Below are 26,108 nucleotides of genomic sequence, written 5' to 3'. Positions count from 1 at the left end.
GCGCCCCATGACAGGAGACCTTTCACGCATGAGCGCCCCCGACACCGCCCGGCCCGCTGCCGCCCGACTGCTGCTCGTCGACGATCATCCGCTCGTGCGCGACGGCTTGCGGATGCGGCTCGAAGCGGCCGACCTGTCCGTGGTCGGCGAGGCCGGCAACGCCGACGAGGCGCTCGCGCTCGCCGCATCGCTCGAACCCGATCTCACGCTGATGGATGTCGGCATGAACGGGATGAACGGCATCACGCTCGCCGGCGTGTTCCACGAGCGCTTTCCGGGCATCCGCGTGCTGATGCTGTCGATGCACGACAACATCGAATACGTGACGCAGGCCGTGCGTGCCGGCGCGAGCGGCTATCTGTTGAAGGATTCGCCCGCGAGCGAGATCGTCCGTGCGATCGGCGCGGTGCTGGCCGGGCAGACGTTCTTCAGCGAAGGGCTCGCCGCGCGGATGATCCATGCGAGCGCGATCGCGTCACCGCTCGATCGGCTGACGCCGCGCGAATGCGACATTCTCGACGCGCTGGCCGAGGGGTTGTCGAGCAAGCAGATCGCGCAGCAGACAGGGCTGTCGGTGCGCACGGTCGAGACGCACCGGCTCAACCTGAAGCGCAAGCTGGAGATCGAAGGGCAGGCCGAGCTGATCAAGTTCGCGGTCGAGCATCGGCGGCGGTAAGCACACCCGACGCGGCGATCAGTTACGGAACACGCGACCGGCCGACGCGCCGCGGCATTCCGGCCGAGAAGACGTCACGCACGGCGGGCCGACGCCGCAGCGCGACCCGCCACGAAAAAAGGGCGCCCGAGGGCGCCCTATGCATCCGGACTCCGAACCGCGCAGCGGCCGTCAGTTCGTCCGCGAATTGTGCTTCTGCAGATACACGATCAGGCCATCGATCCCGCCCGAGGCGAGCTGGCCCTTGAACTGACCCTGGTAGACCTGGATCAGCCACGCGCCCGACATGTCGATGTCGTAGATCTTCCAGTCGTTGCCGACCTTGCCGAGACGATAACCGACCGACTGGCTGTCGCCGGGCGTCGTCACCGTCGACTGCACGAGCGCGTCGGCGCCCGACGCGCCGCCGGCCTTGAACGAGAACTTCGCGTCCTGGCTGCCGAGCTGCGCGAGCGACGCGGCATAGGTGCGCGTCATCAGCAGCTTGAACTGCTTGTACAGCTCCTGCTGCTGTTGCGGCGTCGCCTGCTTCCACGCGTCGCCGACCGCGATGCGGGTCGTGCGCTCGAAGTTGGTCGCGGGCAGGAAGCGCTGCTCGACGACCTGCGAGACCTTCGCCATGTCGCCGCCGCGCGCGGCCGGATCGGCCTTCATCGCGGTGACGGTGCCCTCGACCGCATTGCGGACGATATCGACCGGCGCGCTCTGCGCAAAAGCGGAAACCGACACGGCGGCGGCCGCGACGAAAGCAAACAGATGACGTTTCATACGATATCGCACTCGATGAGAAAAAACGGCCGGCTCTTTGCATCGGCCGGTGGAGCAAAGTATACCGGGCCTGACGCCCGGTTGCGGCGCCGTGACCGACTGTTACCTTTCAGTTCATTTGTCACAGGCGCGGGAAAAGCAGCGCAGCCGCCGATTATGTAAGCGTACCCTTACAAAATAACCGGCCGCCTGCACCAATTCCGCCGCCGCGAACGCATCTCCTTCCCGCCCCGAAACCCCAACGTCACGACCGTCGCCACGCCGCGCCGGTATACTTGACTACTTTGCCCTAGCCAGCCGCTCCCCACCGCCACATGGTGACATCTCTCATCGTCCGACTCGTTGCTTGGTCGGTGCGCCGCCCCGTCTGGGTCGTCGTCCTGTCGCTCGTCATCGCCGCCTTAAGCGGCGTCTACGTCGCGCAACATTTCAAGATCAACACCGACATCAGCAAGCTCGTCGATGCGGAACCGCAATGGGCCGCGCTCGGCCAGGCCGTCGATAAAGCGTTCCCGCAACGCAACGGCACGATCCTCGCGGTCGTCGAGGCGCCCGCGCCCGAATTCGCGAATGCCGCCGCGCATGCGCTGACCGAAGCGCTGCAGAAGCAGGCCGAAGCAGGCCGCATCGGCCAGGTCGCCGAGCCCGGCGGCGGGCCGTTTTTCGAGCACAACGGGCTGCTGTTCCTGTCGCCGCAGGAAGTCTCCGATACAACGTCGCAGCTTGCGAGCGCGCGCCCGCTCGTCAACGAACTCGCGAAGAATCCGAGCCTGACCGGGCTCGCGACGACGCTGGCCACCACGCTCGGCCAGCCGCTCCTGACCGGCCAGGTGAAACTGCCCGCGATGGCCAAGCTGCTTGCGCGCAGCGCCGCGACGGTCGACGACGTACTGGCCGGCAAGCCGGCCGCGTTCTCGTGGCGCGCGCTCGTCGACAGCGACGCCGCGCGACAGCCCGCGCGCGCGTTCGTCACCGTGCAGCCCGTGGTCAACTACGGCGCGCTGAAGGCCGGTGCGGAAACCAGCCAGGTGATCCGCGACGCTGCGCGCTCGCTCGACCTCGAGAAGCGCTACGGCGCGGCCGTGCGCCTGACCGGCGAACAGCCGCTCGCCGACGACGAATTCGCGTCGGTCCAGGACGGCGCGGCGCTCAACGGCGCCCTCACGCTGCTCGTCGTGCTCGGCATCCTGTGGCTTGCGCTGCGCTCGAAGCGGATGATCGGCTCGGTGCTCGTCACGCTGTTCGTCGGCCTCGTCGTGACCGCGGCGCTCGGCCTGATGATGGTCGGCTCGCTGAACATGATCTCGGTCGCGTTCATGGTGCTGTTCGTCGGCCTCGGTGTCGACTTCTCGATCCAGTACGGCGTGAAGTACCGCGAGGAACGCTTCCGCGATCAGCGCATCGATCACGCGCTGATCGGCGCCGCGCACTCGATGGGCATGCCGCTCGCGCTGGCCACCGCGGCGGTCGCGGCGAGCTTCTTCTCGTTCATCCCGACCGCGTATCGCGGCGTGTCCGAGCTCGGCCTGATCGCGGGCGTCGGGATGTTCGTCGCACTGCTGACCACGCTCACGCTGCTGCCCGCGCTGCTGCGCCTGTTCGCACCGCCGGGCGAATCGAAGACGCCGGGCTTCCCGTGGCTCGCGCCGGTCGACGATTTCCTCGATCGCCATCGCAAGCCGATCCTGATCGGCACGCTCGTGGTCGTGATCGGCGCGCTGCCGCTGCTCGCGTTCCTGCGCTTCGACTTCAATCCGCTGAACCTGAAGGATCCGCACAGCGAATCGATGGCGACGCTGCTCGCGCTGAAGGATTCGCCCGAGGCGGCCGTCAACGACGTCACGCTGCTCGCGCCGTCGCTCGCAGGCGCCGACGCGGCCGCGAAGCGCCTCGACGCGCTGCCCGAAGTCGGCCGCACGACCACCTTGTCGACCTTCATCCCCGCCGACCAGCCGGCCAAGCGCGCGGCGATCGCCGCGGCCGCGAGCGACTTGCTGCCCGCGCTGACGCAGCCGGCCGCGCCGCCCGCGACCGACGCACAGCGCGTTGCCGCGCTCAAGCGCGTGTCGGACCTGCTGAGCTACGCGGCCGAAGATCACCCGGGCCCGGGTGCGGCCGCCGCGCAACACCTGTCCGCATCGATCGCGAAGCTCGCCGCCGCCGACAGCGCGACGCGCGACCGCGCCGAGCGCGCGTTCTCCGACACGCTGCGCATCGCGCTCAACCAGCTCGCGGCGCTGCTGCAGCCGCAGGACATCACGCGCGAATCGCTGCCGCCGCAGCTCGTGCGCGACTGGATCGCGCCGGACGGCCACGCGCTCGTGCAGATTTCGCCGAAGGTGCCGAAGGGCGTCGACCCGAACGACGACACGATGCTGCGCCGTTTCGCGACGACCGTGAAGGCCGCGGAGCCAGGCACGACCGGCGGGCCGATCTCGATCCTGCATTCGGCCGACACGATCATCAACGCGTTCCTGCACGCAGCGCTGTGGTCGATCATCTCGATCACGATCCTGCTGTGGGTCACGCTGCGCCGCTTCGGCGACGTGCTGCGCACGCTGGTGCCGCTGCTCGTGTCGGGCATCGTGACGCTCGAGATGTGCGTCGTGCTCGGCATGTCGCTCAACTTCGCGAACATCATCGCGCTGCCGCTGATGCTCGGCGTCGGCGTCGCGTTCAAGGTGTATTTCGTGATGGCGTGGCGCGCGGGGCAGACGGGGTTGCTGCATTCGAGCCTCACGCATGCAGTACTGTTCAGCGCCGCGACGACGGCGACCGCATTCGGCAGCCTGTGGCTGTCGCACCACCCGGGCACGTCGAGCATGGGCAAGCTGCTCGCGCTGGCACTGACCTGCACGCTGATCGGCGCCGTGGTGTTCCAGCCCGTCCTGATGGGCAAACCGCGCGTCAATCGCGCCAAGAACCAATCGCAAGGAATCAATGAATAAGGTGCGAATCATGGCGGCGACCGTCGCCGCCAGCGCGATGCTGACCGGCTGCGCGACGGGACCGAACCGCAATCCCAACGACCCGCTCGAGCCGATGAACCGGGCGATGTACAAGTTCAACGACACCGTCGACTCGAACATCGCCGTGCCGATCGCGAAGGGTTACCAGAAGGTCACGCCGACGCCCGTGCGCACCGCGATCAGCAACTTCTTCTCGAACCTCGGCGATCTCGGCAACATGGCGAACAACCTGCTGCAGTTGCGCATCACCGATGCGACGCAGGATCTGATGCGCGTGGCGATGAACTCGCTGTTCGGTGTCGCCGGCCTGATCGACATCGCGACGCCGGCCGGGCTGCCGAAGCATCACCAGGATTTCGGGCTGACGATGGCGCGCTGGGGCATGCCGTCCGGCCCGTATCTCGTGCTGCCCGTGTTCGGGCCGAGCACGTTCCGCGACGGCGTCGGCCGCGCCGTGGACGTCCGCTTCAACCTGCTCAACTACATCGAGCCGGCCGCGCGCAACCCGATGTATATCGCGCAGTTCATCAGCGCGCGTTCGGACCTGCTCGGCGCGACCGACCTGCTGAAGCAGGCCGCGCTCGATCCGTATTCGTTCGTGCGCGACGCATACCTGCAGCAGCGCAAGTCGCTGACGTATCGCAGCCAGTCGTCGTCGGCCACGCTGCCGAACTACAGCGAGCCGGGCGAATCGGGCGCCGTGCCGGCCGCGACGCCGGCCGTGCCGGGGCTGCCGAACTACGAAGATCCGGGCGAGTCGGGCGGCGCATCGGGCGCCACGCCGAACAACGCGCCGGCCGCGCCGGGGTTGCCGCAGTACGACGATCCGGGTGCGGACAATGCGATGCCGGCGAGTGCGCCTGCCGCGGCGCCGGAATCGCCCAACTCGGCGAGTGCGCCGGCCGCCAACGGCGCACCGGCCGCACCGGCGATGCCCGCGAGCAATCCGGCCGCGCAGTAACGCCGCAACGGCGACCGCCGCAAAGACACCGAGCGCTGCATCATGCAGCGCTCTTTTTTTGTCCGCGCGAAGCGGGAAACCGGGAAGAGGAGGAGGGAGAGAGAAAAGCGGCGCGCGCCGCTCAAACGATCCGCATCGCGCCCGCACGCTCGAACGCGTGCCGCGCCTGGATCAACGTCGTGCGCGCCGCGCGCGCGTCGCTCGCGACCTGCAGCAGCGGGCCGAGTTGCGACGGCTGCTTCAGCAATTCACGCAGGATCGGCAGGATCGCCGTGCTGCCGTCGTCGCGCAGGCCGGCCGTCGCTGCGCGCGGCAGCGTGCGCCACGCCGGATCGACGATCGCGCGGCACACCGCGAACGGCACGCCGCGCGCGGCCGCGAAGGCCGCCGCGATGTGCGACTCCATGTCGACCGCGAGCGCGCCCTTCGAGCGGTGCAGTGACGCCTTGTCCTGTTCGCTGACGACCGGCGCGCCGACGGCCGCGATCGTGCCGCGCGTGACGCGCGCCCAGACCGGCGTGTCGTGCAGCGCGGCAACGAGCCGCGCGCTCCAGCCCGCATCGGTCTCTACGCGGCCGAACGGCCCGTCGATCGCGCTCGCGATCACGAGCGCGCCGGGCGCCAGATCGGGCGCGAGCCCGCCCGCCGTACCGAAGCTCACGATGCCCGCGCAACCGCGCGCGGTCGCGTCGGCCAGCGCGCGCTCGAGCCGGTCGGCCCGCGCGGCGAACACGGCCTCGACGCCGTCACCGCGCGCGATGCGCGCCTCGAACGCCATCCCCGTCACCGCGATGACGGGCAATGTGCCGTTGTGCTGTGCCGCGCCCACGCGTTACATCCCGACCGTGACGCGCGTCGCGTTGTCGCGCTTCAGGTTGCGGTAGCGCGCGAGCGCCCACAGCGGGAAGAACTTGCGATAGCCGTGGTAGCGCAGGTAGAACACGCGCGGGAAGCCCGTCGCCGTGAAGCGCGTCTCGTCCCACAGGCCCTGTTCGTTCTGCCCGGCGATCAGGTAGTCGACACCGCGCGCGACCGCCGGGTTGTTCACTTCGCCTGCCGCCATCAGGCCGAGCAGCGCCCAGGCCGTCTGCGACGCCGTGCTCGGCGCCTGCTCGAAGCCGCGGTAGTTCAGCTTGTAGCTGTCGCCGTCCTCGCCCCAGCCGCCGTCCTTGTTCTGGATCGACAGCAGCCACTGCGCGCCGCGCTTCATGCGCGGATCTTCCGGCCCGAGGCCGGCCGCGTTCAGCGAGCACAGCGCGGTCCACGTGCCGTACACGTAGTTCATCCCCCAGCGGCCGTACCAGCTGCCGTCCGGTTCCTGTTCCTTCAGCATGTAGTCGAGCGCACGACGGGCCGGCTCGCTGTTCGCGGCCGTCTCGCCGAGTTGCGACAGCATCGACAGGCAGCGGCCCGACACGTCGGACGTCGGCGGATCGAGCAGCGCGCCGTGATCGGAGAACGGGATGTTGTTCAGGTAGTACTGCGTGTTTTCCGGTTCGAACGCGCCCCAGCCGCCGTCGCTGCTCTGCATCCCGACGACCCATTCGCGCGCGCGCGCCATCGATTCGCGATATGCATCGTTCTGCTTGAGTTTCTGCGCGCGGTCCATCGCCAACACGACCACGGCCGTATCGTCGACGTCCGGATAGTGCGCGTTCGCGTACTGGAACGCCCAGCCGCCGGGCCGCACGTTCGGGCGGCGCGAGATCCAGTCGCCGCGCACGTCGAGGATCTGCAGCGGGCGCAGCCATTCGAGGCCGCGCAGCACGGCTTCCTCGGCGCGCGCGTCGCCGGTCTCGAGCAGCGCGTGCGCCGCGAGCGACGTGTCCCACACCGGCGACAGGCACGGCTGGCAGTACGCTTCGTCGTCGTGCACGACGAGCAGCTTCTCGACCGACTTGCGCGCGATCGCGCGGTTCGGATGATCTTCCGCATAGCCGAGCACGTCGTACATCATCACCGAGTTGGCCATCGCCGGATAGATCGCGCCGAGGCCGTCCTCGCCGTTCAGGCGTTCGTCGACGAACGACACGGCCTGGCGGATCGCGCGTTCGCGCGTGTAGCTCGGGAACAGGCCGTCGACCGCGCGCAACGCATGGTCGACCACGCGAAAGAACGCGAACCAGCCGGCGCTCTGGTGGCCCTGGCGCGGCAGCAGCCCGGCGTTGACGGGCGGATCGATGAACAGCTCGTCGATGCGCACGCCGCGCGGGTTCTTCGCGATCGGCCGCTTCGCGTTCAGCACGAGCAGCGGCACGATCACCGTGCGCGCCCAGTACGACACCTTCGACAGATGGAACGGGAACCACTGCGGCAGCAGCATGATCTCGACCGGCATCATCGGCACCGCGCGCCACGGAATCGCACCGTACAGCGCGAGCTGGATGCGCGTGAACACATTCGACATCTCCGCGCCGCCCATCGCGTGGATCGCGTTGCGCGCGCGCTGCATGTGCTCGGCGTTCTCGTCGTCGCCGATCACCTTCAGCGCGAAATACGCCTTCACGCTCGCGCTGATGTTCGGCGCGCCGTCGGTAAACAGCGGCCAGCCGCCGTCCGCCTGCTGGATGCGGCGCAGATACCGGCCGATCTTCTGTTCGAGCTCGAGGTTCGGCGTCTCGCCGAGATAGTGGACGAGCAGCACGTATTCGGCGGGAATCGTCGAATCGGCTTCGAGTTCGTAGACCCAGTGTCCGTCCGCTTTCTGCGCGGCCAGCAGCGCGTCGGTCGCACGCGCGACGGCCGCGTCGACGTCGGTCGGCGCAGTGCCGGCGGACAAGTTAGCCATTTCGGTGAGATCGTTCATCGGTCCCTCTCTTATTGTGTCTGGAGCACGTCCGCGGCCAGCTGGCCGGAACGGATCGCGCCCTCGATCGTGGCGGGCAAGCCGGTGGCAATCCAGTCGCCCGCCAGCACAAGATTGGTCCAGCGCGTACGCACGGCCGGACGTTTCATTTCCTGCGACGGCACCGCCGCAAAGCCCGCGCGCGGCTCGACGACGAGCTGCCACGCGGGGATGGTTTCCGGGTTCGCGCCCGTCACGCGCGCGACGTCTTCCCAGATGCGCTGCGCGAGCGTGTCGCGCGGCGTGTCGAGCCAGCGGCCCGCATCGCGGATCGTTGCCGCGAGCTGGCCGCCGCCGGTGCGCACCGCATCGACGACGCCGTTGACGACGGTCGTATGCAGCGGGCTGCCGGCCGGCGGTTCGACCGCGAAATACGCGGTCACGACCGCGCTGAACGTGTCGGGCGCGGTGAGTTCGGGCACGAGCGGCTGCGCGACCTCGGGCGGCACGGCCAGCACGACCGCGTCACCCGACGCGAGATCGATGCGCTCGCCGCCGATCGCGACCGCATCGACCGCATTGCCGTGCGCGCCGAATTCGAACGCGTCGAGCCGCGAATTCAGCCGGATCTGCGCGCCGCCGTGCTGCAGCATCCGCAGCGCCGGCTCGACGAACGCGCTGCCGAGCCCGTGGCGCGCGACGAGCGGGCGGCAGCCGGGGCCGCCCGCGGCGAACGTGCCGTACAGCGCCGCGCGCGCAAGCTCGGCACTCGCGTGGCGCGGCTCGACATTCAGCACATCGAGGAAATACGGCCGCAGCCAACGATCCCACAGCACGCCGTCGCATCGCATCGTCTGTGCGAGCGAGCGGCCCGTGCGCGCGAACGCGAGCGATGCGAGCGCGAGGTAGTCGAGCGGTGTCGTGCCCGGCGCGCGCGACGCGGCATCGAACAGCCACGACGGCCAGCGCCCGTTGCCGAAGCGCAGCGTCCAGCGCTGCTGCGACGCGACGTCGACGACCGGCCATTCAGGCAGCGCGGGCCCCGCGAGCTGATCGGCCGCGCCGATCGCGCGCAGGTAGCGCTGCGTCGCGGACTGTCCCGCGAATACCGCGTGCAGCCCGCTGTCGAGCGTCGTGTTCAGCGTCCCGTCGAACCACGAGCGACAGCGGCCGCCCGCATGCGCGTGCGCGTCGTGCAACACGATGCGCCGCCCGCGGCGTTGCAGCTCGACCGCGGCCGACAGGCCCGCGAGTCCGGCGCCGATCACGTGGACGGTTCTGGGCATCGACTCGGTCGACTCAGAACAGCGCGTAGCGCGCGGCGATCATCAGCATGCGCGCCTTCGGCTTGCGCAGCGGCGCGCGCGGGGCGGCAAAGCCGCGTGCGATCGCCGCCTCGAGAATGCAGCGATACGCGCCCGACATGATGCGCGGCGCCTTCACCTGCGCACGCGCGCAGGTATCCATCACCGCGTCGGCCTGGCGGAAGTGCTCGAACGCGCGCTCGACGAGCGTCGCGCACACGCGCGGCAGCGCCGGATCGCGAGCGATCGTCACCGGATCGGCGATCGCGATGCCTTCGCGCGCGAGCAGTTCGCGCGGCAGGTAGCAACGGTTGATCGCCGCGTCGTCGTCGATGTCGCGCAGGATGTTCGTCAGTTGCAGCGCGCGGCCGAGGTGGTGCGACAGCTTGATCCCTTCGGCCTCCGGCATCCCGAAAATCCTCACCGACAGCCTGCCGGCCGCGCTCGCCACGCGATCGCAAAAGAGGTCGAGCGTCGGCTCGTCGGGCGCGCAGATATCCTCGACCGCGTCCATCGCCATCCCGTCGATCATCGCGTGGAAATCGTCGCGCTGCAGGTTGAACGCGCGGATCTCGCGGTCGAGCGCGGCCAGATGGCGCGGCGGCCGGCCCGCGAAGCACGCGTCGATGTCGGCGCGCCAGCGATCGAGGCCCGCGGTGCGCTCGGCGCGCGGCAGGTCGCTGTCGGCAATGTCGTCGACCGCACGGCAAAACGCGTAGACCTGGAACATCGCATCGCGCTGCACCGCCGGCAGGATGCGCATCGCAAGATAGAAAGAACTGCCCGATGTGACGGCAGCGGCGTCGGTTTCTGGTTCGTCCACGACGGAATTGGAAACGGCCAAGACAAGCTCCACGGAGACACCCACGCGGGGCGATTGAAGAAGCCATGCCCGGCTGGGATGGTCAAGGTGTCAATTGCGTGCGAGATATGCGAACGATCGACGCAGACAGGCACAAATTACCGGCCGGAAGCCGGAATTGGGCGAAAGTATAGCAATCTTTGAAATTCGATGGCGGACACGCGGCGCGACCGGCCTCGGCGGGAACAGGCGCCGTGCGGCGCAGGCGGCTCGTCAGCCGTAAACGATGTCGCGCTGCAGGTCGAGCGCAATGAGCCCCATTTCGCGGGTGAGCTGCAGCATCGAGCGGCGTTCGAGGCGCGAGCCCATGAAGCTCGTCACGCGGCCGTCTGGCTCCACGGTGAACTGGAATACCGCGCCGCCCGTGCCGAACCACGCGCCCGGCACATCGTGCGATTCCTGCCAGTCGATCTGCTCGAACACGCGCGCGATCCCCGCGCGCACCAGGTCGCCCGCGCCGATCGGCGGCGCGATGTCACCCAGGTCGTCGAGCGAATAGGGGCCAGGCTTGTCCGGCTTCCGGTAGAAGAGGTAATCGACGTTCATGGAGCGCCATCGGAGCAAAGCAACAAATTAGCGCGCTTCGGCACAAATTCATATCGGATCCGGACGAAATGTGGCCTGCGCGAGACAAGCGGGACGGATCGCGACCGGCAACGCGATCGCACCGTGCGTTCGCGTTTGGCGCGCACGGGTTCGTCTAAGATGACACCTTCCTCAAAAAATACACGGACACCATGGAGACGAACGTCACCGCCACCCCGCAGTCCGACCATCCCGTTTTCGTGCTCGTGCACGGTGCCTGGCACGGCGCGTGGTGCTACGCGCACGTCGCGGTCGCGCTGGCCGCGCGCGGCCACCTGTCGATCGCGCGCGACCTGCCCGCGCACGGCATCAATGCCCGCTTTCCCGCGTCCTACCTCGAACGGCCGCTCGACAAGGACGCGTTCGGCGCCGAGCCGTCGCCGGTCGCGAACACGACGCTCGACGATTACGCGTCGCAGGTGATGCAGGCCGTCGACGACGCATACGCGCTCGGCCGCGGCAAGGTCGTGCTCGTCGGGCACAGCATGGGCGGCCTCGCGATCACGGCGGTCGCCGAACGCGCGCCGGAAAAGATCACGAAGATCGTCTATCTCGCGGCCTTCATGCCCGCGTCGGGCGTGCCGGGCCTCGACTACGTGCGCGCGCCCGAGAACACGGGCGAGATGCTCGGCCCGCTGATGCTCGCGAGCCCGCGCGTCGCCGGTGCGCTGCGCATCGATCCGCGCAGCGGCGACACCGCGTATCGCGAGATGGCGAAGCGCGCGCTGTATGACGATGTGCCGCAGGCCGACTTCGAGGCCGTCGCGAACCTGATGACCTGCGACGTGCCGGCCGCGCCGTTCGCGACCGCGATCCCGACGACCGCCGCACGCTGGGGCGCGATCGACCGTCACTACATCAAGTGCCTGCAGGATCGCGTGATCCTGCCCGCGCTGCAGCAGCGTTTCATCGACGAAGCCGACGCGTTCGCGCCCGGCAATCCGACCCACGTCCACCAGCTCGACAGCAGCCATTCGCCGTTCGTGTCGCAGCCGGCCGTGCTGGCCGGCGTGCTGGCCGACATCGCGAAAAGCTGAGCGCGGGGCGGGGCCGGCGCGCCTACGCGTAGGCGACCGAGCGGTCGCGCCCGAGCCGCTTCGCGCGATAGAGCGCGGCGTCGGCCTCGTTGACGAGCACGTCGCAGGTCGGCGCGCCCGTCTTCGCACACGCACCGCCGACGCTCGCCGTCACCGGCACGCTGACGCCCTCGGCATCGACCGGCACGCTGCCGATCGCATCGCGCACCTTGTCGGCCACCCGCATCGCCTCGTCGAGCGTCGTGCACGGCAGCAGCAGCGCGAATTCCTCGCCGCCGAAGCGGCCGAACGTGTCCTGCGCGCGCACGATCGACGCGACGCGGCGCGCCGTCTCGCGCAGCACGGCGTCACCGGCCGCATGCCCGAAGCGGTCGTTGATCGTCTTGAAGTGGTCGAGATCGAACAGCAACACCGACATGTCGCCGCCGTAGCGCTGCCAGCGCGCGAATTCGTCGCCGAGCCGCGCCTCGAAGAAGCGCCGGTTCGCGATGCCGGTCAGTCCGTCGCGATTCGCGTGTTCGCGCAGCTTCGCGACCGCTTCCTCGCGCTCGCGCTGCATCACGCTCACATGCGTGACATCCGAGATCGTCACGCACACGGCCTCGACATCGCGGCCGCGCGTGAGCGGCATGAACGTGCAGTCCTGCTGCATGTAGTCGACGCCGCCCGTGATCGGCCGGTCGTGCTCGAAGCGGAACAGGTAGGGCCGCTGCTCCCATGAGCTGAACGCGAAGCTGCCGAGCTGGAACACGCTCTCGAGCTTGCGCGACAGCCACGCGTGCGGCAGATCCGGAAAGCGGTCGAACAGGTTGCGGCCGATCACGTCGGCAGCCGGGATGCCGCTGTGGTCCTGCATGAAGCGATTCCACATCAGCACGGTCATCGAGCGGTCGAGCACGAACAGGCCGAAGCCGACCCGCTCGATCACGAGGTCGCTCAGCGACGGGGCGGCGGGCGTCATAGCGCGGACAGCAACGCGTCGAGCGCGTCGCCCATCAATCGGATCGAATCTTCGGCCATCAGCATCACGAAGTGGGCTCGGAACGAGTGGTCCTCGAGCCCGAAGTTCACCTCGAGCAGCAGCGCAACGCTCCACGCGAGCACGTTCGGCTGGAATACGTCGTCGAACGACACGTTCGTACCGAGCAGCCCGGGCGGAAAAAACACGGGCTTGCGCCCGAGCTCGTCGAGGATCGACGCGACGCAGGCGCCCATCAGCACGTTCGCGACGTCGAACACGAGTTCGTCCGGCGTCGTCATCCCGCCATAGACGCCGTCGCCGAACGTGCGATCGACGACCGTCATGAGCCGCCCGACACCCGCCGTGCGGCACAGCACGATCGCCTCGCCCTTGATGTCGGAACGGAAGCCCTGGCGCACGGCGGTCACGTTGTCGTAGATGCCCGTCATCTCGCGCAGCGCGTCGCCCGCGTCGGCCGCCTTCACGACACGCACGCGCGGCACCGACAGCTCGATGAAGCGGCCGAGCAACAACGCAAGCCGCGCGGCGGCGCGGCCCATTGCAAGGTTGGCGATCTCCTGCAACGCGTCGCGTTGCTCCGCCGTGAACACCGATTCAGGCATACAACCCATACTCCTTGAGAATGGGCAGCAATGCCTCCGACGTCACGGGCTTGGCAACGAATGCGATCGCGCCCAATTCGCGCACGCGTGCTTGCGCCTGCGGCTGGATATCGGCGGATACCACGATCACGAACGTGTTCAGATCTTCGTGGCGCAGTGTCTCCAGGACCTGATATCCGCTCATGTCGGGCATCGTCAGGTCCAGAAACATCACGGAAGCTTTGCCGTCACGATAGAGCGCCAAGGCCTCGCGACCATTCGCTGCATACGTGACGTCAACGTCCCAGTCTCCCGGCAGCGCCTTTGTCAGAAGTTTGCGAGCGAGCAGCGAATCGTCGGCAATTACAATCGGCAAAGACATGGCGGGCGGTGCGGTATGCGGAATGGTCTCTCTCGCGTTAACGACCGCGCGGCGCGCTTCTTGAGGCGCCATGCGTTCGGGCGCAGGCAACCGCCTTGCGGCCGCGCGCGGGCGCCGCGACGCGGGTGCGCGCGACGCACCGCGCGGCGAACGCCGGCGGGCGCATCTATCTGTCATAGGGAAAGCAAGGCGCGATTCTCTGAGTAAACCGAAGGCGATGCAACTCGCCATTTTCACCATTTCGAACAGAATCGGTCCGATCTCGCGTCATTCCGAAAACAGCCGCGACCATTTTCGAGATAAGTACGCAAAATTTTTCCTTGTGTACGTTTGCGCTGCCGGATTCGTCGCGTTTTCAATCTGACAATCTTCCCCTGTCGGATTCGACAGGATCGCGTGCGTGCCGGGCCGCGCAGCGGGCCGTCGCAACTCGTTTATGATGGCAGGCACCTCTGCTTCACCCGCTTCTTCGATGACGTCCGACCGGCCTGCCGACTCCCGCCCCCCCGCCTCTACTCCCGCCGACGACTGGCAGGACGACGGAAGCTACGCGACCGGTGCGCCCGAGCACGATTTCGCGGTCCGCCGCGTGACGTTGATCGTGCTGCTCGTCGCGGCGATCGTGCTGCCGTTCCTCTACGTGATGGTGATGGCGTACAACGACCTGAAGGCACGCGAGGCCGCGGCGAGCGACGTGACGATGCGCACCGTGCGCGTCGCCGAGGAACACGCGCTCAAGGTGTTCGACCTGAGCGAAACGCTCGATGCGCGCATCGTCGACCTCGTGCAGGATATGGACGACGCGACCGTGCGCAGCAAGGAATCCGACATCCACGAAGCGCTGAACACGATCGGCGGCGGCTATCCGCAAGTGGCCGCCGTGTCGATCTTCGGCGCGAGCGGGATGCTGCTCGCCAACAGCCTCTATTATCCGGCGCCCTATGCGTCGATCGCGAACCGCGACGACTTCGCCGGCATCCGCGACGGCAAGGTCATCGAACACATCTCGCGGCTGATGATGGGGCCGCTCAAGCTCGAGAACATTCCCGTGTTCAACACGGGCGTCGCGCGACGCCACAGCGACGGTTCGTTCGCCGGGATGGTGTCGATCGCGCTGAAGTCGTCGTATTTCAACGCGTTCTATCGCGACCTGGTCGGCGGCGCGAGCACGCCGATGACGATGGCGCTCGCGCGCTCGGACGGCGCAGTGATCGCTTCGTATCCGCCGCCGCCATCGCTCACGCACACCGATCGCGCGGCCACGTTCGGCGACGCGCGCAACGATCCGCGCGCGGGCGTCGTGCACGTGCGCCACGACGGTGCGAGCAGCGAGATCGTCGCGTACCGCCAGGTCGGCAGCTATCCCGTCTACGTGACGTGCGCTTACCGCACGTCGGCGATCTGGCATGAATGGTACGAACACCTGAGCGTGCTGTTCATCTCGATGTTCGCGCCGTCGATCGCGCTGTGGTCCGTGATCTGGCTGTCGCTCAAGCGGCTGAAGGCGGAAGAGGAGGCGTGGGACCGCTGGCAGGCCGAAGCATCGATGCGGCGCTCGATCGAATCGGCGTACCGGCAGTCGCGCAAGATGCAGGCGCTCGGCAACCTCGTCGGCAGCGTCGCGCACGACTTCAACAACCTGCTGATGATCATCTCGAGCAACGTGCAGATCGCACGACGGCGCGGCGCCCCGCATCTCGACAAGGAACTCGGCGCGATCGAACGCGCGCTGAAGAACGGGCAGTCGCTCACGCGCCAGCTCCTCGGCGTCGCGCGCAAGCAGCCGCTGCACAACGAGACGATCGACATCGGGCAATGGGTCGGCACGTGCCGCGAACTGCTGAAGACGTCGCTCGGTTCGAAATCGTCGCTGGTGGTCGCGATCGAGCCCGGCGTCTGGCCGATCCGCGTCGACGTCGCGGAGCTCGAGCTCGCGGTGATCAACCTCGCGGTCAACGCGCGCGACGCGATGACGACCGGCGGCCGCTTCACGGTCGGCGCGCGCAACGTGACGCTGCGCCGCGAGGACGGCTTTCCGCTGACCGGCGATTTCGTGCAGATCTCGCTCGACGATACGGGTTCGGGCATGGCGCCCGACGTGCTCGCGCGCGCGTTCGAGCCGCTGTTCACGACGAAGGCGCAGGGGATGGGTACGGGGCTCGGCCTGCCGCAGGTGTTCGCGTTCTGCGAACGCTCGGGCGGCCTCGCGACGATCGACAGCGCGGTCGGCGCCGGCACGTCGGTGCGCCTCTACCTGCCGCGCGCGCGCGCCGAGGACGTCGTCGCGCGGCCGCAGGCCGTCGTGCACGACGCCGGCGCGCTCGCCGGCCTGCACGTGCTGCTCGTCGAGGACAACAGCGAAGTCGCGGCCGGCACGGAGGCGCTGCTTTCGCTGCTCGGACACCGCGTGACCTATGCACCCACCGCCGACGACGCGCTGCGCCTGATCGAGGGCGCGGCCGCAAACGACGCGTTCGACCTCGTGATTTCGGATATCCACATGCCGGGCCGCCTGAACGGCATCGACCTCGCCGAAGCGGTCGACAAGCGGCCGGGAAAGCTGCCCGTGATTCTCGTCACGGGTTACGCGGAGGAACTCGATCGCACGCGCACCGTCAACGTCCGCGTGCTGTCGAAGCCGTTCGATATCGCGCTGCTCGACGAGATCCTGCTGGGCATCCGCGAAGCGCGCGACGCGCGGCACGCCGGCGCGTGACCCGCTGCGTGCGGGCCGGCGCCGGCTGCGTGAACGGGCCTGACGATCAGGCCGAAGTCGTCAGGCCTGCTTCAGCAGACGCACCCAGCCCGCGTAGCGATCGACGAAGCCCTGCAGGAACTTGCGGGTGTCCTCGCTGACGATCTGGCCCTGATCGTCGATGCGCGCCGGGTCGTGCTTGATGAACATCTCGGGCTGCGCGAGCGTCTTCACGTCAAGGTACGCGAGCACGTTGCGCAGGTGCTGCTGCGCCAGCGCGGTGCCGGTCGCGCCCGGCGACGTGCCGAGCACCGCGCCCGGCTTGCCCGACCACGAGTTGGAACCCCACGGGCGCGACCCCCAGTCGAGCGCATTCTTCAGCACGCCCGGAATCGACCGGTTGTACTCGGGCGTGACGAACAGCAGCGCGTCGGCAGCTTCGATCGACTGCTTGAAGCGCTTCGCGACTTCCGGGAAATCCGCGTCGTAGTCCTGGCTGTATAGCGGCAGTTCGCCAATCTCGACGAATTCGAACGAAAAATCGGCGGGAGCGAGCGAGATCACGGCGTGCGCGAGCGCGCGGTTCCACGAAGCGCGACGCAGGCTGCCGACGACGACCGCAATACGATAGGACATGGCGTTCTCCTTCCGGTGAGTGAAGAATCGGATCGATTGCTTCTGAATAGGCGACAAAGGTCTGTTTATAGGCAAGCCAGCCCGTGAACCGCCCCACGGGGCCGTCCGGCCGACTTTCCACAAGGTTTTCCACAGAAATTGTGGATAACTCGGCCGTTATGTTCTGACGTTACAAACTGCCCGCCGCGCAGCGCCATCGACGCGCGATACGGGTTTCGGCAAGCATAGCGCAGCGCGCCGGCCGGTTTCGTGAATTCGTGACGGAACATGCGTTGCAGGCCGGCACCGCGCCCAGTAAGCTGCTGGCACCGCGACGCGCCCGCTCTATGGCGCAAGCGCGATCGCTTCGAGACACTGCCACCCAGACATGCCGTCCGCATACGACGACCCCGCCTATCTCGCGCAACTGCGGCGCGACCTGCTGCGCTTCGCGCGGCTCCAGCTCCGCGATGCCGACGCGGCCGAAGATGCCGTGCAGGAGGCACTGGCCGCGGCGTGGTCGCACGCGGGCGATTTCGGCGGGCGATCGGCCCACAAGACCTGGGTGTTCGGCATCCTGCGCAACAAGCTGATCGACGTGTTGCGCGCGCGGCAGCGGACGGTGAGCCTGTCCGCGCTCGACGCCGAGCTCGACGGTGAATCCGTGCTCGATCGCGAACTGTTCAAGGAAAACGGACACTGGGCCGCGCATGCGAAGCCGCGACCATGGCCGCAACCCGAAACGCTGTTGCAGCAGCAGCAGTTCTGGATGCTGTTCCAGACCTGCCTCGACCACCTTCCGGAGCAGATCGGACGCGTATTCATGATGCGCGAATTCCTCGATGTCGAGATTGCGGACATCTGCAGCGAATTGACGCTGACGACGAATCATTGCAGCGTGTTGCTGTATCGGGCGCGCACACGCCTGCGAACCTGCCTGAGCGAAAAAGGACTGACGACCGAAGATGCTGCCGGGGAAATGTACTGATGTGACGCGACTGCTGTCGGATGCGCTCGACAGGCGTCTGACACTGCACGAGCGGCTGCAGGTGCGCGTGCACCTGCCGGCCTGCAGCGGATGCAGGGCCTATCGCGGGCAGATCGCGCTGCTGCGGACGGCCGCGAAAGCGGCGGCGGGGCGGGGACCGGGCGATGACAACGCTTCGTCCGGGGAGGGCTAGGCGCGCGTTGCCGCTGTCGTTCGGGCGGCGGGCGGCGGGTGGCGTGCTGCCCGGCGATCGCGCCGGCTTCGATTGCCGGTGCGCGCGCCGGGCTGATGCAATAAGAAAAATACGCCGGCCAAGAATTATTCGAACAACGCTTGCACCAATTCGGGCGGTCGACCGATAGCCGCCTTGCCGCGATAAACGACGATGGGGCGCTGCAGCAGAACCGGATGAGCGGCAATCGCCTCGTAGGCTTCCGCATCGGTCAGATTCGCACGGGCCAGATCCAGCGTCTTGTACGGCTCCTCGCCGTCGCGCAGCATGTCACGAATTGGGCGGCCGAGCTGCCGATGCAGCGTTTCCAGTTCCTCGACCGTCGGCGGCGTCTTCAGGTACTCGACGACATTCAGCGGCGAGCCGGCAGTATTCAGCGACTCGACCAACGCAAGTGTCTCGCGCGACTTCGAGCATCGGGGGTTGTGATAGATCGTGATCATCATTCAGGCCTGGATGGAAGAGCCTTGTATTGTAGCCAGTCTGCATCGGGTGCTTCGGCGGGACAGTCGATGCGAGATCGAGCTCGGATTCGATGCTTCGCAGAGGCTGGGTTGGCGACGCGGTGCGGCAGTGACGCGAGCCGCGAGAGGGGCGTGCCATCGGCGATGTGCTTCAAATAGCTGATGTGTTTATGCGCGTAAAGTCGGGAGGCACGCTATCGCGGAATGAGGAATAAGGTTCTGCGAGCCAATGCATCGTGACAGCTGCCTCGGGCAGCGAGAGGCGCAGGCGATGGCGTGGCAAGCCGGTTGGTTTATGCGCATAAAGCTTGCAATCGTCGGGGAAGGCACCTCGCGATTCATGGCGCGTCGGAATGACGACACGCCACGGCATTGGTGCGATCGCTGCGTCGATATGCTGCCTCGTCGGTGCATCACTGCGTACCGGAATTCAGGCAAGGTCGGCACCTGATCCTTCGCCGCTCGCCGTCCATCGCCCCGGTTTATGCGCATAAACGTCGCTCCCCGACAGCGCGTTGTGCCGATGCACGCAGGGTCAATGGCACACTTCGAAGCTGCGTGCTTGGCTAGGGCGGACAGTTCACAACCCACGCTCAGGAATGCCCGGTTGTCCCGCCACACGGTTGATCGCCTCGGTCTCCGGTGAGTTTATGCGCACAAACTCACCGCCCGCAGCACGACAGACCACCACCATCCAACGACCGGGTAGGGCACTGTGATATCGCAGGATGACACTGCTCACACCGACAACGCGGCTCGTGATGACGCAACCATCGAGTGGCTCGTTGACGTCTCCAGGCATCAGCTACGCGATCCGATCGCGCCACCGATCACCGCCGGTTCGTTTATGCGCATAAACCGATAGCCCGAATGGCTAACGCGTAGTTGTCGAACGACAATTTCATTGAAATATAAATATCGTCCTGTAGAATTCCAACGACCAAAATAGGAGTGAAAATTGGCCGCGGAAATCATTGCAGTCACTCAACAAAAAGGTGGTGTCGGCAAAAGCACGATTGCCATGCACCTCGGCGCCGCGTTCCATGAAAAAGGGAAGCGCGTCCTCGTCATCGACGCAGACCGTCAAAACACGCTGGTTCACTGGTCGAGCGCATCCGGCGACAGCGACACCGGCATTCCGTTTCCGGTCGTCAACCTTGCCGAAGCCGACGGCCAGATCCATCGCGAGATCAAGAAGTTCATCAACGACTACGACATCATCGTCGTGGACTGCCCGCCGTCGATCACCGAGAAGGTATCGGGCGTCGTCCTGCTGGCCGCATCGATTGCCGTGATCCCGACTTCGTCGTCGCCGGCCGATTACTGGTCGAGCGTCGGGCTGGTCAAGCTGATCCAGCAGGCTCAGGCCATGAACGAAGACCTCCGCGCCGTCTTCCTGCTGAACAAGACCGAAGAGAAGCGCATGCTGACCCGCGAGCTCAAGCGCGCGCTCGAGGAGCTCGGCTTCCCGTTGCTGAAAACGCAGATCCCGACCCGGGAAGCGTACAAGCAGGCGATGGCGCTCGGTCAGACCGTGCTGCAGATGAACGATCGCGGCGGCAAGCTGGCCGCTGCGGAGATTCGCGCATGTGCCGACGAAATCGTCGCCATGCTGCCCTGACTTTATGCGCACAAAGGAGTCACATGAAACCTTCCCAATTTGCAAAAGGATTCCAAGCGCGCCCGGATATCACGACGAGCGAGAAGCGCACGGCGCTCGATCGGCTCAATGCGATTGACGGCATCGTCAAATCCGAGACGCCCACCCCGGCTCCGACCAAATCCGCGAAGAAAGACATCGCGCCGCCGCCCGCTCCGGAACTCACGCTCGATCCGTCGATCGACGAATCGCCGCAATATCGCGCGTGGCGCCTCGAGAACCGCTATGCGCCGGGGCAGGTGATCGAGCTGTCGCTGAAGGCGATCAAGCATAGCCCGTTCAACCCGCGGCACTTCTATCTGAAGTCGTCGATTGCCGAACTCGCGGTCAACCTCGCGAAGCAAGGGCAACAGCAGGCGATCCACGTGATTCCGGATTACGACAACCCGGGCACGTATTTCGTCAGCGATGGCGGCCGCCGCGTGCGGGCGCTGAAGGAAGCGAACAAGGAATTGGTCAAGTCGATCGTGATCGACGTGCCGATCGGCATCCAGAGCTACAAGCTCGGCTACGATCTCAACGTCCAGCGCGATTCGCAGACGGTGTTCGACAATGCCGTCGTGTGGCGCCGCTTCCTCGACGACCAGCATTTCCAGAGCCAGAAGGAGCTCTCCGAGCACCTCGGTCTCGACGAGTCGACGGTGGCCGTCGCGCTGTCGATCGGCAAGTTGCCGGAAGCCATCATGCAGGAAATGGTCGCGCGCCCCGATCGCTTCGGCTCGAACATGGCGTATCAGGTCGGCCGCTATCACAATGCGCGCGGCACCGAGGCCACGCTGCGGCTGATCAACAAGATCGTGTCGGACGATCTCAGCACGCGCCAGGTGTCGGACATCGTCAAGGGGCGCGTCGCTGCGCAGGAGACGCCGAAAGCCGCGGGCCGTCAGCGCTATGCGCAGCGTCTCGAGATCAAGCTTGGCGGCAAGTCGGTCGGCGACCTGAAGTCGTATGGCGAAGACCGCATCGAATTGCGCCTGCGCGGCCTCCCGAAGGACAAGCGCGACGCGATCCTCGAGCAGCTCGAGCGGATGCTGTTGTCGGAGTGATGGAAGCGGCCGGCAGGGCCTGGTGAGGACGCCGGGCCCGCCCCGAGACGGGGCCGGCCGGCGGCGGGCCCGTCAGCGGGCCTGGGCGGGCGTCAAACGGCCCGCGACTGGTTCAGCGTGAACGACAGCAGGTCGCCGTCCGTCGGCTCGCCCCAGGTCTTCTGGGCCAGCCAGTCGAAAAAGGTCGTCTCGGCCAGCTTGGAATCGAGGCCGCGCTTGCGCCAGTCGTCGCGCAGATGCGAGCCCATCGTCGGCAGCGCCTCCGATTCGAACGACTCGCGCGCCACCTCGCGCTCGGCGTCGCCCTGCTCTTCGTACAGCACCTTCGCTTCCTTGCGGCGGAACGCTGCGAATTCGCTCAGCAGACGCGCCTTCAGATCGTCCGGCTGGGCCGCAGCGACCCTCGCGGACGGCGTGCCGGCAGGCAGCGCGTCGACCGACTCGACCGGCGGCGCATAACCCTTCTTCAGCGCATCCTTGAACAACGCCGGCGCGCTGCGCACCGGCGGCAGCGTCGTGCTGCGCAACCGCTGCTCGGTCATCTGCAGCGCGGCACGAATGCGGTTCTCCTCGCTGTCCGCATAGAGCGTCTGCGCTTCCTTCAGCGGGATCCCGAGCTTCACCATCCGGTCGACCAGCGTACTGTCGAACACGTTCGGGTGTTCGTCGAGCGCGAGCATCGGCTGCTTGCGCTCGGTCACGCGGAACTGGATCTCCGCGACCCGGCGCCCTTCACGATGCTCGATCAGTTCGACGAAGATATTGGTGACCGCGTTGACTTCCGCGATCGCGGGACGCAGATAGTCGCGCTTGAAGTACTTGTACTCGCGCTTCGCCTCGTCGCCGGCTTCCGTGTCGGGCGTGCCCGACAGGATCGGCCGCCACCATTCCCACGGCTCGCGCATCGTCAGGTGGCTCGGATTGGTCAGATAGCGCACGCAGATTTCGTACAGCGCGAGACCTGCGCTGCTGCGCAACTGGCTCTGGAACTGCAGGCTCAGGCGCGCATACTGGACCGGGTCGAGCAGCTTCTTCTTGATCTTCGGCGCGAACGAGAATTCGACCCACACGCGGCGGGTCGCCGGATCTTCGAGAATTTCCGCGTCGGCGATCAGCGTCGAGATCCCCCACTTGCGGCCCGGCTTCTGGCTCGACGTCCCCGTGCTCCATTCGACCTGCACCGACACCATGCGGCGCAGGTGTTCCTTCACCAGCGCAGTGTCGTTCGAATCGAAGGCGGAGTTTGCGACGATATCCGACAGCAGCGCGCGATACGTATCGCCCGAGTCGTCGGCCTGCTGCGCCACGGCCAGCAGGACGTTGAACAGCTTGCGGGTCAGGAGCGTGATCTTGCCGCTCTTCGGCTGAATCGCGATCGCCTCGACGGCCTTGCGCAATTCGGCTGAGCTGGCACTCACCACATCCACATCGGTTTTCTTGGCGCGCTTCGTCGTGGCCATGCGTCGGGTCGGAGGAGAAGTTTTTCGGAAGGATAGCGCCTGTGGTGATGTGCGTCCAGAACGACATGCTCACCATAGCCGGTGAAGCGCATGTGCAAAACGGCACTCACCCCAACGGCTCCCGAAAACGCTCACCGGTCTGGAATTGCAGCGTTCCGGACTCTTCCAGACGTGTCGCGGGATGCGCCGGATCACAGAATTTCACCTGTGCTCGACACGTGCGAAATTCGCTCCCGAATCGGCTCACCTTTCAGTTTGTCGTAATTTTACGACTGCGCAGCCGTGAGTTCGGCACAGGGTCGCGATTGCACCTCACAGTGCCCCCCCGATTACCGCGCATCGGGCTGTATGCATGTACAGGCACGGCTCACCGGGAGATCGCGATCGGCTCCGGCATCCGGAAAGACGCCTTCGAAACCCGCCCGCGCGACCCGATCGGACCTGCTTTGCCGGCCCGGGCGCGCATTGTACAGTGCACAAACCGTGTCGGGCCCCGAAAATTCTCACCTTGAGCACAGCTTGTTCTTTCGTCCAGATGCCGACGAACGCCCGACACACGCGGGATTGACTAGCAGAGACTCCCGAAAACACTCACCTTATTGAAAAAATGCGGTGCAGCAACGGGCACGGGAATGGCTCCCGAAAAACCTCACCGTAACTGCCGCGGTATCAAAAATCCCAATGCCTTCCGATACTTATGCGCAGAAGGCATTTGGCTGTGCCTCGCAGGCATCCCCCGAAAAACCTCACCTTTCGACGGGAATCCTTCATACGACAACCATGTGACGGCCCCCGAAAAATCTCACCTGTGCCAAAAAGTGGCACAGCAAAAACGAGATTTCTTCCAGTCCTGGCGGGCTTTTCGGCGAATCAGGCCGCTCACAGGTCCCGAAAAGCCTCACCTTTGACCATTTTTCGAGCAAATACCGTTCCCGAAAATGCTCACCTGTGCCCCGGATCACAGCCTGTGATCCATGCCCCGAAAAAGCTCACCTCACCAGGATCGGGGCAGGAAAACCCGCATTTCCCTCCCGAAAAGCCTCACCTTTAGGGCATCACAGGCCCCGGAGAGCACTTTTGCTGTGCAAAATGACGTTCGCTTCCCGGAAATCCTCACACCCAAGTTCCGTGGAGTCCCGTGAAACCTCACCTTTCGTAAAAACTGCCCAAAAGATGGGCAGAATCGGGGCGCGAAGAGGGTCCTGCAAATTCTCACCTATGTCTGCACAGGCAGAAAACTGTGCAGGCAGGCACAGCGCGGGTTCTGTGGCTGTGCGGCCCCGAAAACCCTCACCTTTGGGAAATCTCGTGTTTCACTGTGATCCCGAATCCGCTCACGACCTTTCCTGCAACGGCTCACGCAGCTCCCCGAACCCCATCACTTCAGCTCCCGCAGAAGATCACCTTGGCTCCCGTAAAACTTCACCTTGTCGGCCGGAAAGCCTTGCTACATAAGGCTGTGCCGTGGCGTTAACGTTTTTAACTAAGGGTTCAAGGGTGTTTACTTCTAATACTCTCAAGACATCGGCTGAAGAGTTTTCCACAGATACCCCAAACCCCGAACACCCACGAGCAATCGGACCGTTCATCATGTGAAACAAATGCCGGATTTCGGAGTCTGCTGGAAAATGCTTGTACTACAAGGACTTGGCTGACTTTCTTCGCTTTGTTTCACGGAATCCTGGACTGCGTTCGTCCGGATTGGCTCACAGACCCGAGTTCTGTGCAAAGCGACGTAAATTCACAACGTCGAGCCGGAATCAGTATCAGGGAATACGTATTTCGTTATGATTGCTACATTTCAATGTCTGTGAGCTCTGTCATGACCCTGGACGAAATGCGCCAAGTCATTCGTGACGAACTGGAATCGCTGCGTGCAAGCGGTGCACGGCGCCAGGAATTGTCGCTGCATGCATGCAAGCGTCTGTTCTTCGATCTCGGCATCCGGCCGTCGGCCGCTAACGTCCGCGATCTCACCCAAACCGGCAGCGCCAGCGACATCCCGAAAGACATCGACCATTTCTGGGAGCGCATCCGCGCCGCCTCCAAGATCCGACTCGACGGTGCCGCGATCCCGAAGGCCGTCGAGGAAAAGGCCGGTGCGTTACTCGGCGCACTCTATGAAGAAGCGTTGAAAGCGGCGCGCGACAGTCTCGACGGCGACCGTGAGCAGGTTCGCGCCGGCGTTGCCGACGCCGAGCAGCGGTTGCGCGACGCAACCGTCCGCCAGGAAACGCTCGAAGGCGCGCTCGCCCGCGGCGAAGCAAGAAACGAGCAATTGCAGGCTCGTGTGACCGAACTCGAGGTTCAGCTCGTGTCGCAGACGACGCACGGTTCGGCCAGCGAAGCGACGTTGCTCACCACAGTCGCCCGATTGGAAAAGGAACTGGCCGCGGCGGCTGGCCGCGTCGACGCCGAGCAGGCGCAGAACGCCACGCTGCGCGACCGCATCGATGCATTGCAAGCCGAATTGCAGCAGCGCACCGAACACTATGCGCAGCAAATCAAGGACGCGGTGGCCGAAGCAGAACGCCGCGTCAAGCCGATGCTGGTCGAGCTGGACTCGTTGCGCAGCATGGCGTCGACCTACCAGAGCGGTTTGCGCGATGTCCAGCGCAAGGAATTCGATTTCCTGCAGCAACTGAGCTCGACCAAGGCACGCGCCGACCGGCTCGAAGAACAATTGCGCACCCAGAGCGATGAACTGGAACGTGCGACGCGCGACGCGAGCTCGTTGCGCGCGAGCCGCGGGATGAATCCGGAAATCGCCGCGCTGATCCGGCGCCTGGCCGATGCCGGGCAACTGGATGCGGAAGCGTTTTCCGCAATCGGTACCTCGCTGGATCACGAAATTTCGGTGCCGGCTCAGTGCCCGTGTTGCGATGGCGAGCCGGAGCTGTCACAGGGTGAAGAGGGTTTCGAAGTGGTGTGCCCCGAGTGCGAGCACGCTTCGGGCGCATGGCCGTCCCGATTCGAAGCCATCGCGCGTTTTGCGCATACCTGACCCGGGAATCGGCCGCTCCGCACCGGTAAGACGATCCGGGGAGCTTGAGGTG

The 26,108-nt window shown here is 66.0% G+C and carries 23 protein-coding genes; 11 read left to right on the top strand and 12 right to left on the bottom strand.

The genetic code is table 11. The features are described 5' to 3' along the window. The first annotated feature begins 28 nt into the window (after nucleotides 1-28). On the top strand, nucleotides 29-676 hold the full coding sequence (locus CUJ89_RS32575) for a response regulator (protein WP_114181326.1): 648 nt from the start codon (nucleotides 29-31) through the stop codon (nucleotides 674-676). Nucleotides 677-847: 171 nt separating this feature from the next. Here CUJ89_RS32575 and CUJ89_RS32570 read toward each other — a convergent pair whose 3' ends face one another. Next, complete coding sequence (locus CUJ89_RS32570) at nucleotides 848-1,444, bottom strand: phospholipid-binding protein MlaC (RefSeq protein WP_114181325.1); 597 nt, start codon at nucleotides 1,442-1,444, stop codon at nucleotides 848-850. Nucleotides 1,445-1,758: 314 nt separating this feature from the next. On the opposite strand from CUJ89_RS32570, the gene CUJ89_RS32565 reads away from it, so the two are divergent. Further along, on the top strand, nucleotides 1,759-4,392 hold the full coding sequence (locus CUJ89_RS32565; RefSeq protein WP_114181324.1) for an MMPL family transporter: 2,634 nt from the start codon (nucleotides 1,759-1,761) through the stop codon (nucleotides 4,390-4,392). After that, entirely contained in the window at nucleotides 4,385-5,374 is a 990-nt protein-coding gene (locus tag CUJ89_RS32560; RefSeq protein ID WP_114181323.1) for a VacJ family lipoprotein, read from the top strand. The genes CUJ89_RS32565 and CUJ89_RS32560 overlap by 8 nt, the downstream gene beginning before the upstream one ends. A 121-nt stretch (nucleotides 5,375-5,495) precedes the next feature. Here CUJ89_RS32560 and CUJ89_RS32555 read toward each other — a convergent pair whose 3' ends face one another. From CUJ89_RS32555 to CUJ89_RS32535, 5 genes are all read right to left on the bottom strand, one after another. Then, nucleotides 5,496-6,152 (bottom strand): phosphorylase, encoded by a 657-nt coding sequence (locus CUJ89_RS32555; protein ID WP_236655095.1) that lies wholly within the window; start codon nucleotides 6,150-6,152, stop codon nucleotides 5,496-5,498. Nucleotides 6,153-6,206: 54 nt separating this feature from the next. Next, nucleotides 6,207-8,180 (bottom strand): squalene--hopene cyclase, encoded by a 1,974-nt coding sequence (gene shc, locus CUJ89_RS32550; protein WP_114181321.1) that lies wholly within the window; start codon nucleotides 8,178-8,180, stop codon nucleotides 6,207-6,209. A gap of 11 nt (nucleotides 8,181-8,191) precedes the next feature. Beyond that, entirely contained in the window at nucleotides 8,192-9,445 is a 1,254-nt protein-coding gene (hpnE, locus tag CUJ89_RS32545; protein WP_114181320.1) for a hydroxysqualene dehydroxylase HpnE, read from the bottom strand. A gap of 13 nt (nucleotides 9,446-9,458) precedes the next feature. Then, on the bottom strand, nucleotides 9,459-10,307 hold the full coding sequence (hpnD, locus tag CUJ89_RS32540) for a presqualene diphosphate synthase HpnD (RefSeq protein ID WP_114181319.1): 849 nt from the start codon (nucleotides 10,305-10,307) through the stop codon (nucleotides 9,459-9,461). 231 nt (nucleotides 10,308-10,538) lie between these two features. Beyond that, nucleotides 10,539-10,871: a hypothetical protein gene (locus tag CUJ89_RS32535; RefSeq protein WP_114181318.1), complete on the bottom strand. Its 333-nt coding sequence runs from the start codon at nucleotides 10,869-10,871 to the stop codon at nucleotides 10,539-10,541. Between the two features lie 191 nt (nucleotides 10,872-11,062). Between CUJ89_RS32535 and CUJ89_RS32530 the strand changes: the two genes are divergently transcribed. After that, nucleotides 11,063-11,947 (top strand): alpha/beta fold hydrolase, encoded by an 885-nt coding sequence (locus CUJ89_RS32530; protein WP_114181317.1) that lies wholly within the window; start codon nucleotides 11,063-11,065, stop codon nucleotides 11,945-11,947. Between the two features lie 22 nt (nucleotides 11,948-11,969). Here the strand turns inward: CUJ89_RS32530 and CUJ89_RS32525 are convergent, their stop codons facing one another. Genes CUJ89_RS32525 through CUJ89_RS32515 form a run of 3 tightly spaced genes read right to left on the bottom strand, consistent with a single transcriptional unit; the run spans nucleotide 11,970 to nucleotide 13,892 of the window. After that, nucleotides 11,970-12,908: a GGDEF domain-containing protein gene (locus tag CUJ89_RS32525; protein WP_114181316.1), complete on the bottom strand. Its 939-nt coding sequence runs from the start codon at nucleotides 12,906-12,908 to the stop codon at nucleotides 11,970-11,972. After that, a complete protein-coding gene (locus CUJ89_RS32520) occupies nucleotides 12,905-13,531 on the bottom strand; it encodes a chemotaxis protein CheC (protein WP_114181315.1) in 627 nt (208 codons plus the stop codon). The genes CUJ89_RS32525 and CUJ89_RS32520 overlap by 4 nt, the downstream gene beginning before the upstream one ends. Further along, on the bottom strand, nucleotides 13,524-13,892 hold the full coding sequence (locus tag CUJ89_RS32515; protein WP_114181314.1) for a response regulator: 369 nt from the start codon (nucleotides 13,890-13,892) through the stop codon (nucleotides 13,524-13,526). Before CUJ89_RS32515 ends, CUJ89_RS32520 begins: the two co-directional genes overlap by 8 nt. Before the next feature lie 70 nt (nucleotides 13,893-13,962). Between CUJ89_RS32515 and CUJ89_RS37895 the strand changes: the two genes are divergently transcribed. Both CUJ89_RS37895 and CUJ89_RS32510 read left to right on the top strand, forming a co-directional pair. Beyond that, complete coding sequence (locus CUJ89_RS37895) at nucleotides 13,963-14,256, top strand: hypothetical protein (RefSeq protein ID WP_152036686.1); 294 nt, start codon at nucleotides 13,963-13,965, stop codon at nucleotides 14,254-14,256. A gap of 108 nt (nucleotides 14,257-14,364) precedes the next feature. Then, a complete protein-coding gene (locus CUJ89_RS32510; RefSeq protein WP_114181313.1) occupies nucleotides 14,365-16,608 on the top strand; it encodes a hybrid sensor histidine kinase/response regulator in 2,244 nt (747 codons plus the stop codon). Between the two features lie 60 nt (nucleotides 16,609-16,668). On the opposite strand, the gene CUJ89_RS32505 is transcribed toward CUJ89_RS32510, so the two are convergent. Next, on the bottom strand, nucleotides 16,669-17,223 hold the full coding sequence (locus CUJ89_RS32505) for an NADPH-dependent FMN reductase (RefSeq protein ID WP_114181312.1): 555 nt from the start codon (nucleotides 17,221-17,223) through the stop codon (nucleotides 16,669-16,671). Nucleotides 17,224-17,590: 367 nt separating this feature from the next. On the opposite strand from CUJ89_RS32505, the gene CUJ89_RS32500 reads away from it, so the two are divergent. After that, nucleotides 17,591-18,190, top strand: a complete 600-nt coding sequence (locus tag CUJ89_RS32500) for an RNA polymerase factor sigma-70 (RefSeq protein WP_114181311.1) — start codon at nucleotides 17,591-17,593, stop codon at nucleotides 18,188-18,190. After that, nucleotides 18,168-18,383 carry a zf-HC2 domain-containing protein gene (locus CUJ89_RS32495; protein WP_114181310.1) on the top strand — a complete coding sequence of 72 codons (216 nt, stop codon included), beginning with the start codon at nucleotides 18,168-18,170 and terminating at the stop codon, nucleotides 18,381-18,383. The genes CUJ89_RS32500 and CUJ89_RS32495 overlap by 23 nt, the downstream gene beginning before the upstream one ends. A 125-nt stretch (nucleotides 18,384-18,508) precedes the next feature. Here CUJ89_RS32495 and arsC read toward each other — a convergent pair whose 3' ends face one another. After that, a complete protein-coding gene (gene arsC, locus CUJ89_RS32490) occupies nucleotides 18,509-18,865 on the bottom strand; it encodes an arsenate reductase (glutaredoxin) (protein WP_114181688.1) in 357 nt (118 codons plus the stop codon). A 979-nt stretch (nucleotides 18,866-19,844) separates the two neighbouring features. Here arsC and parA point away from each other — a divergent pair. Both parA and CUJ89_RS32480 read left to right on the top strand, forming a co-directional pair. Continuing rightward, a complete protein-coding gene (parA, locus tag CUJ89_RS32485; protein WP_114181309.1) occupies nucleotides 19,845-20,507 on the top strand; it encodes a ParA family partition ATPase in 663 nt (220 codons plus the stop codon). Nucleotides 20,508-20,530: 23 nt separating this feature from the next. Beyond that, the gene (locus tag CUJ89_RS32480) at nucleotides 20,531-21,592 is read left to right on the top strand and encodes a ParB/RepB/Spo0J family partition protein (RefSeq protein ID WP_114181308.1); all 1,062 of its coding nucleotides are present in this window, start codon (nucleotides 20,531-20,533) and stop codon (nucleotides 21,590-21,592) included. A gap of 92 nt (nucleotides 21,593-21,684) precedes the next feature. Here the strand turns inward: CUJ89_RS32480 and CUJ89_RS32475 are convergent, their stop codons facing one another. Continuing rightward, entirely contained in the window at nucleotides 21,685-23,052 is a 1,368-nt protein-coding gene (locus CUJ89_RS32475) for a replication initiation protein (protein WP_114181307.1), read from the bottom strand. Between the two features lie 1,822 nt (nucleotides 23,053-24,874). Here CUJ89_RS32475 and CUJ89_RS32470 point away from each other — a divergent pair. Further along, nucleotides 24,875-26,056, top strand: coding sequence for a DNA-binding protein (locus CUJ89_RS32470; protein ID WP_114181306.1), 1,182 nt, complete (start codon nucleotides 24,875-24,877; stop codon nucleotides 26,054-26,056). Nucleotides 26,057-26,108 lie beyond the last annotated feature (52 nt).

Source organism: Burkholderia pyrrocinia, from assembly GCF_003330765.1.
GTDB classification, from domain to species: domain Bacteria; phylum Pseudomonadota; class Gammaproteobacteria; order Burkholderiales; family Burkholderiaceae; genus Burkholderia; species Burkholderia pyrrocinia_B.
This window is presented reverse-complemented; position numbering and strand designations above follow the sequence as displayed.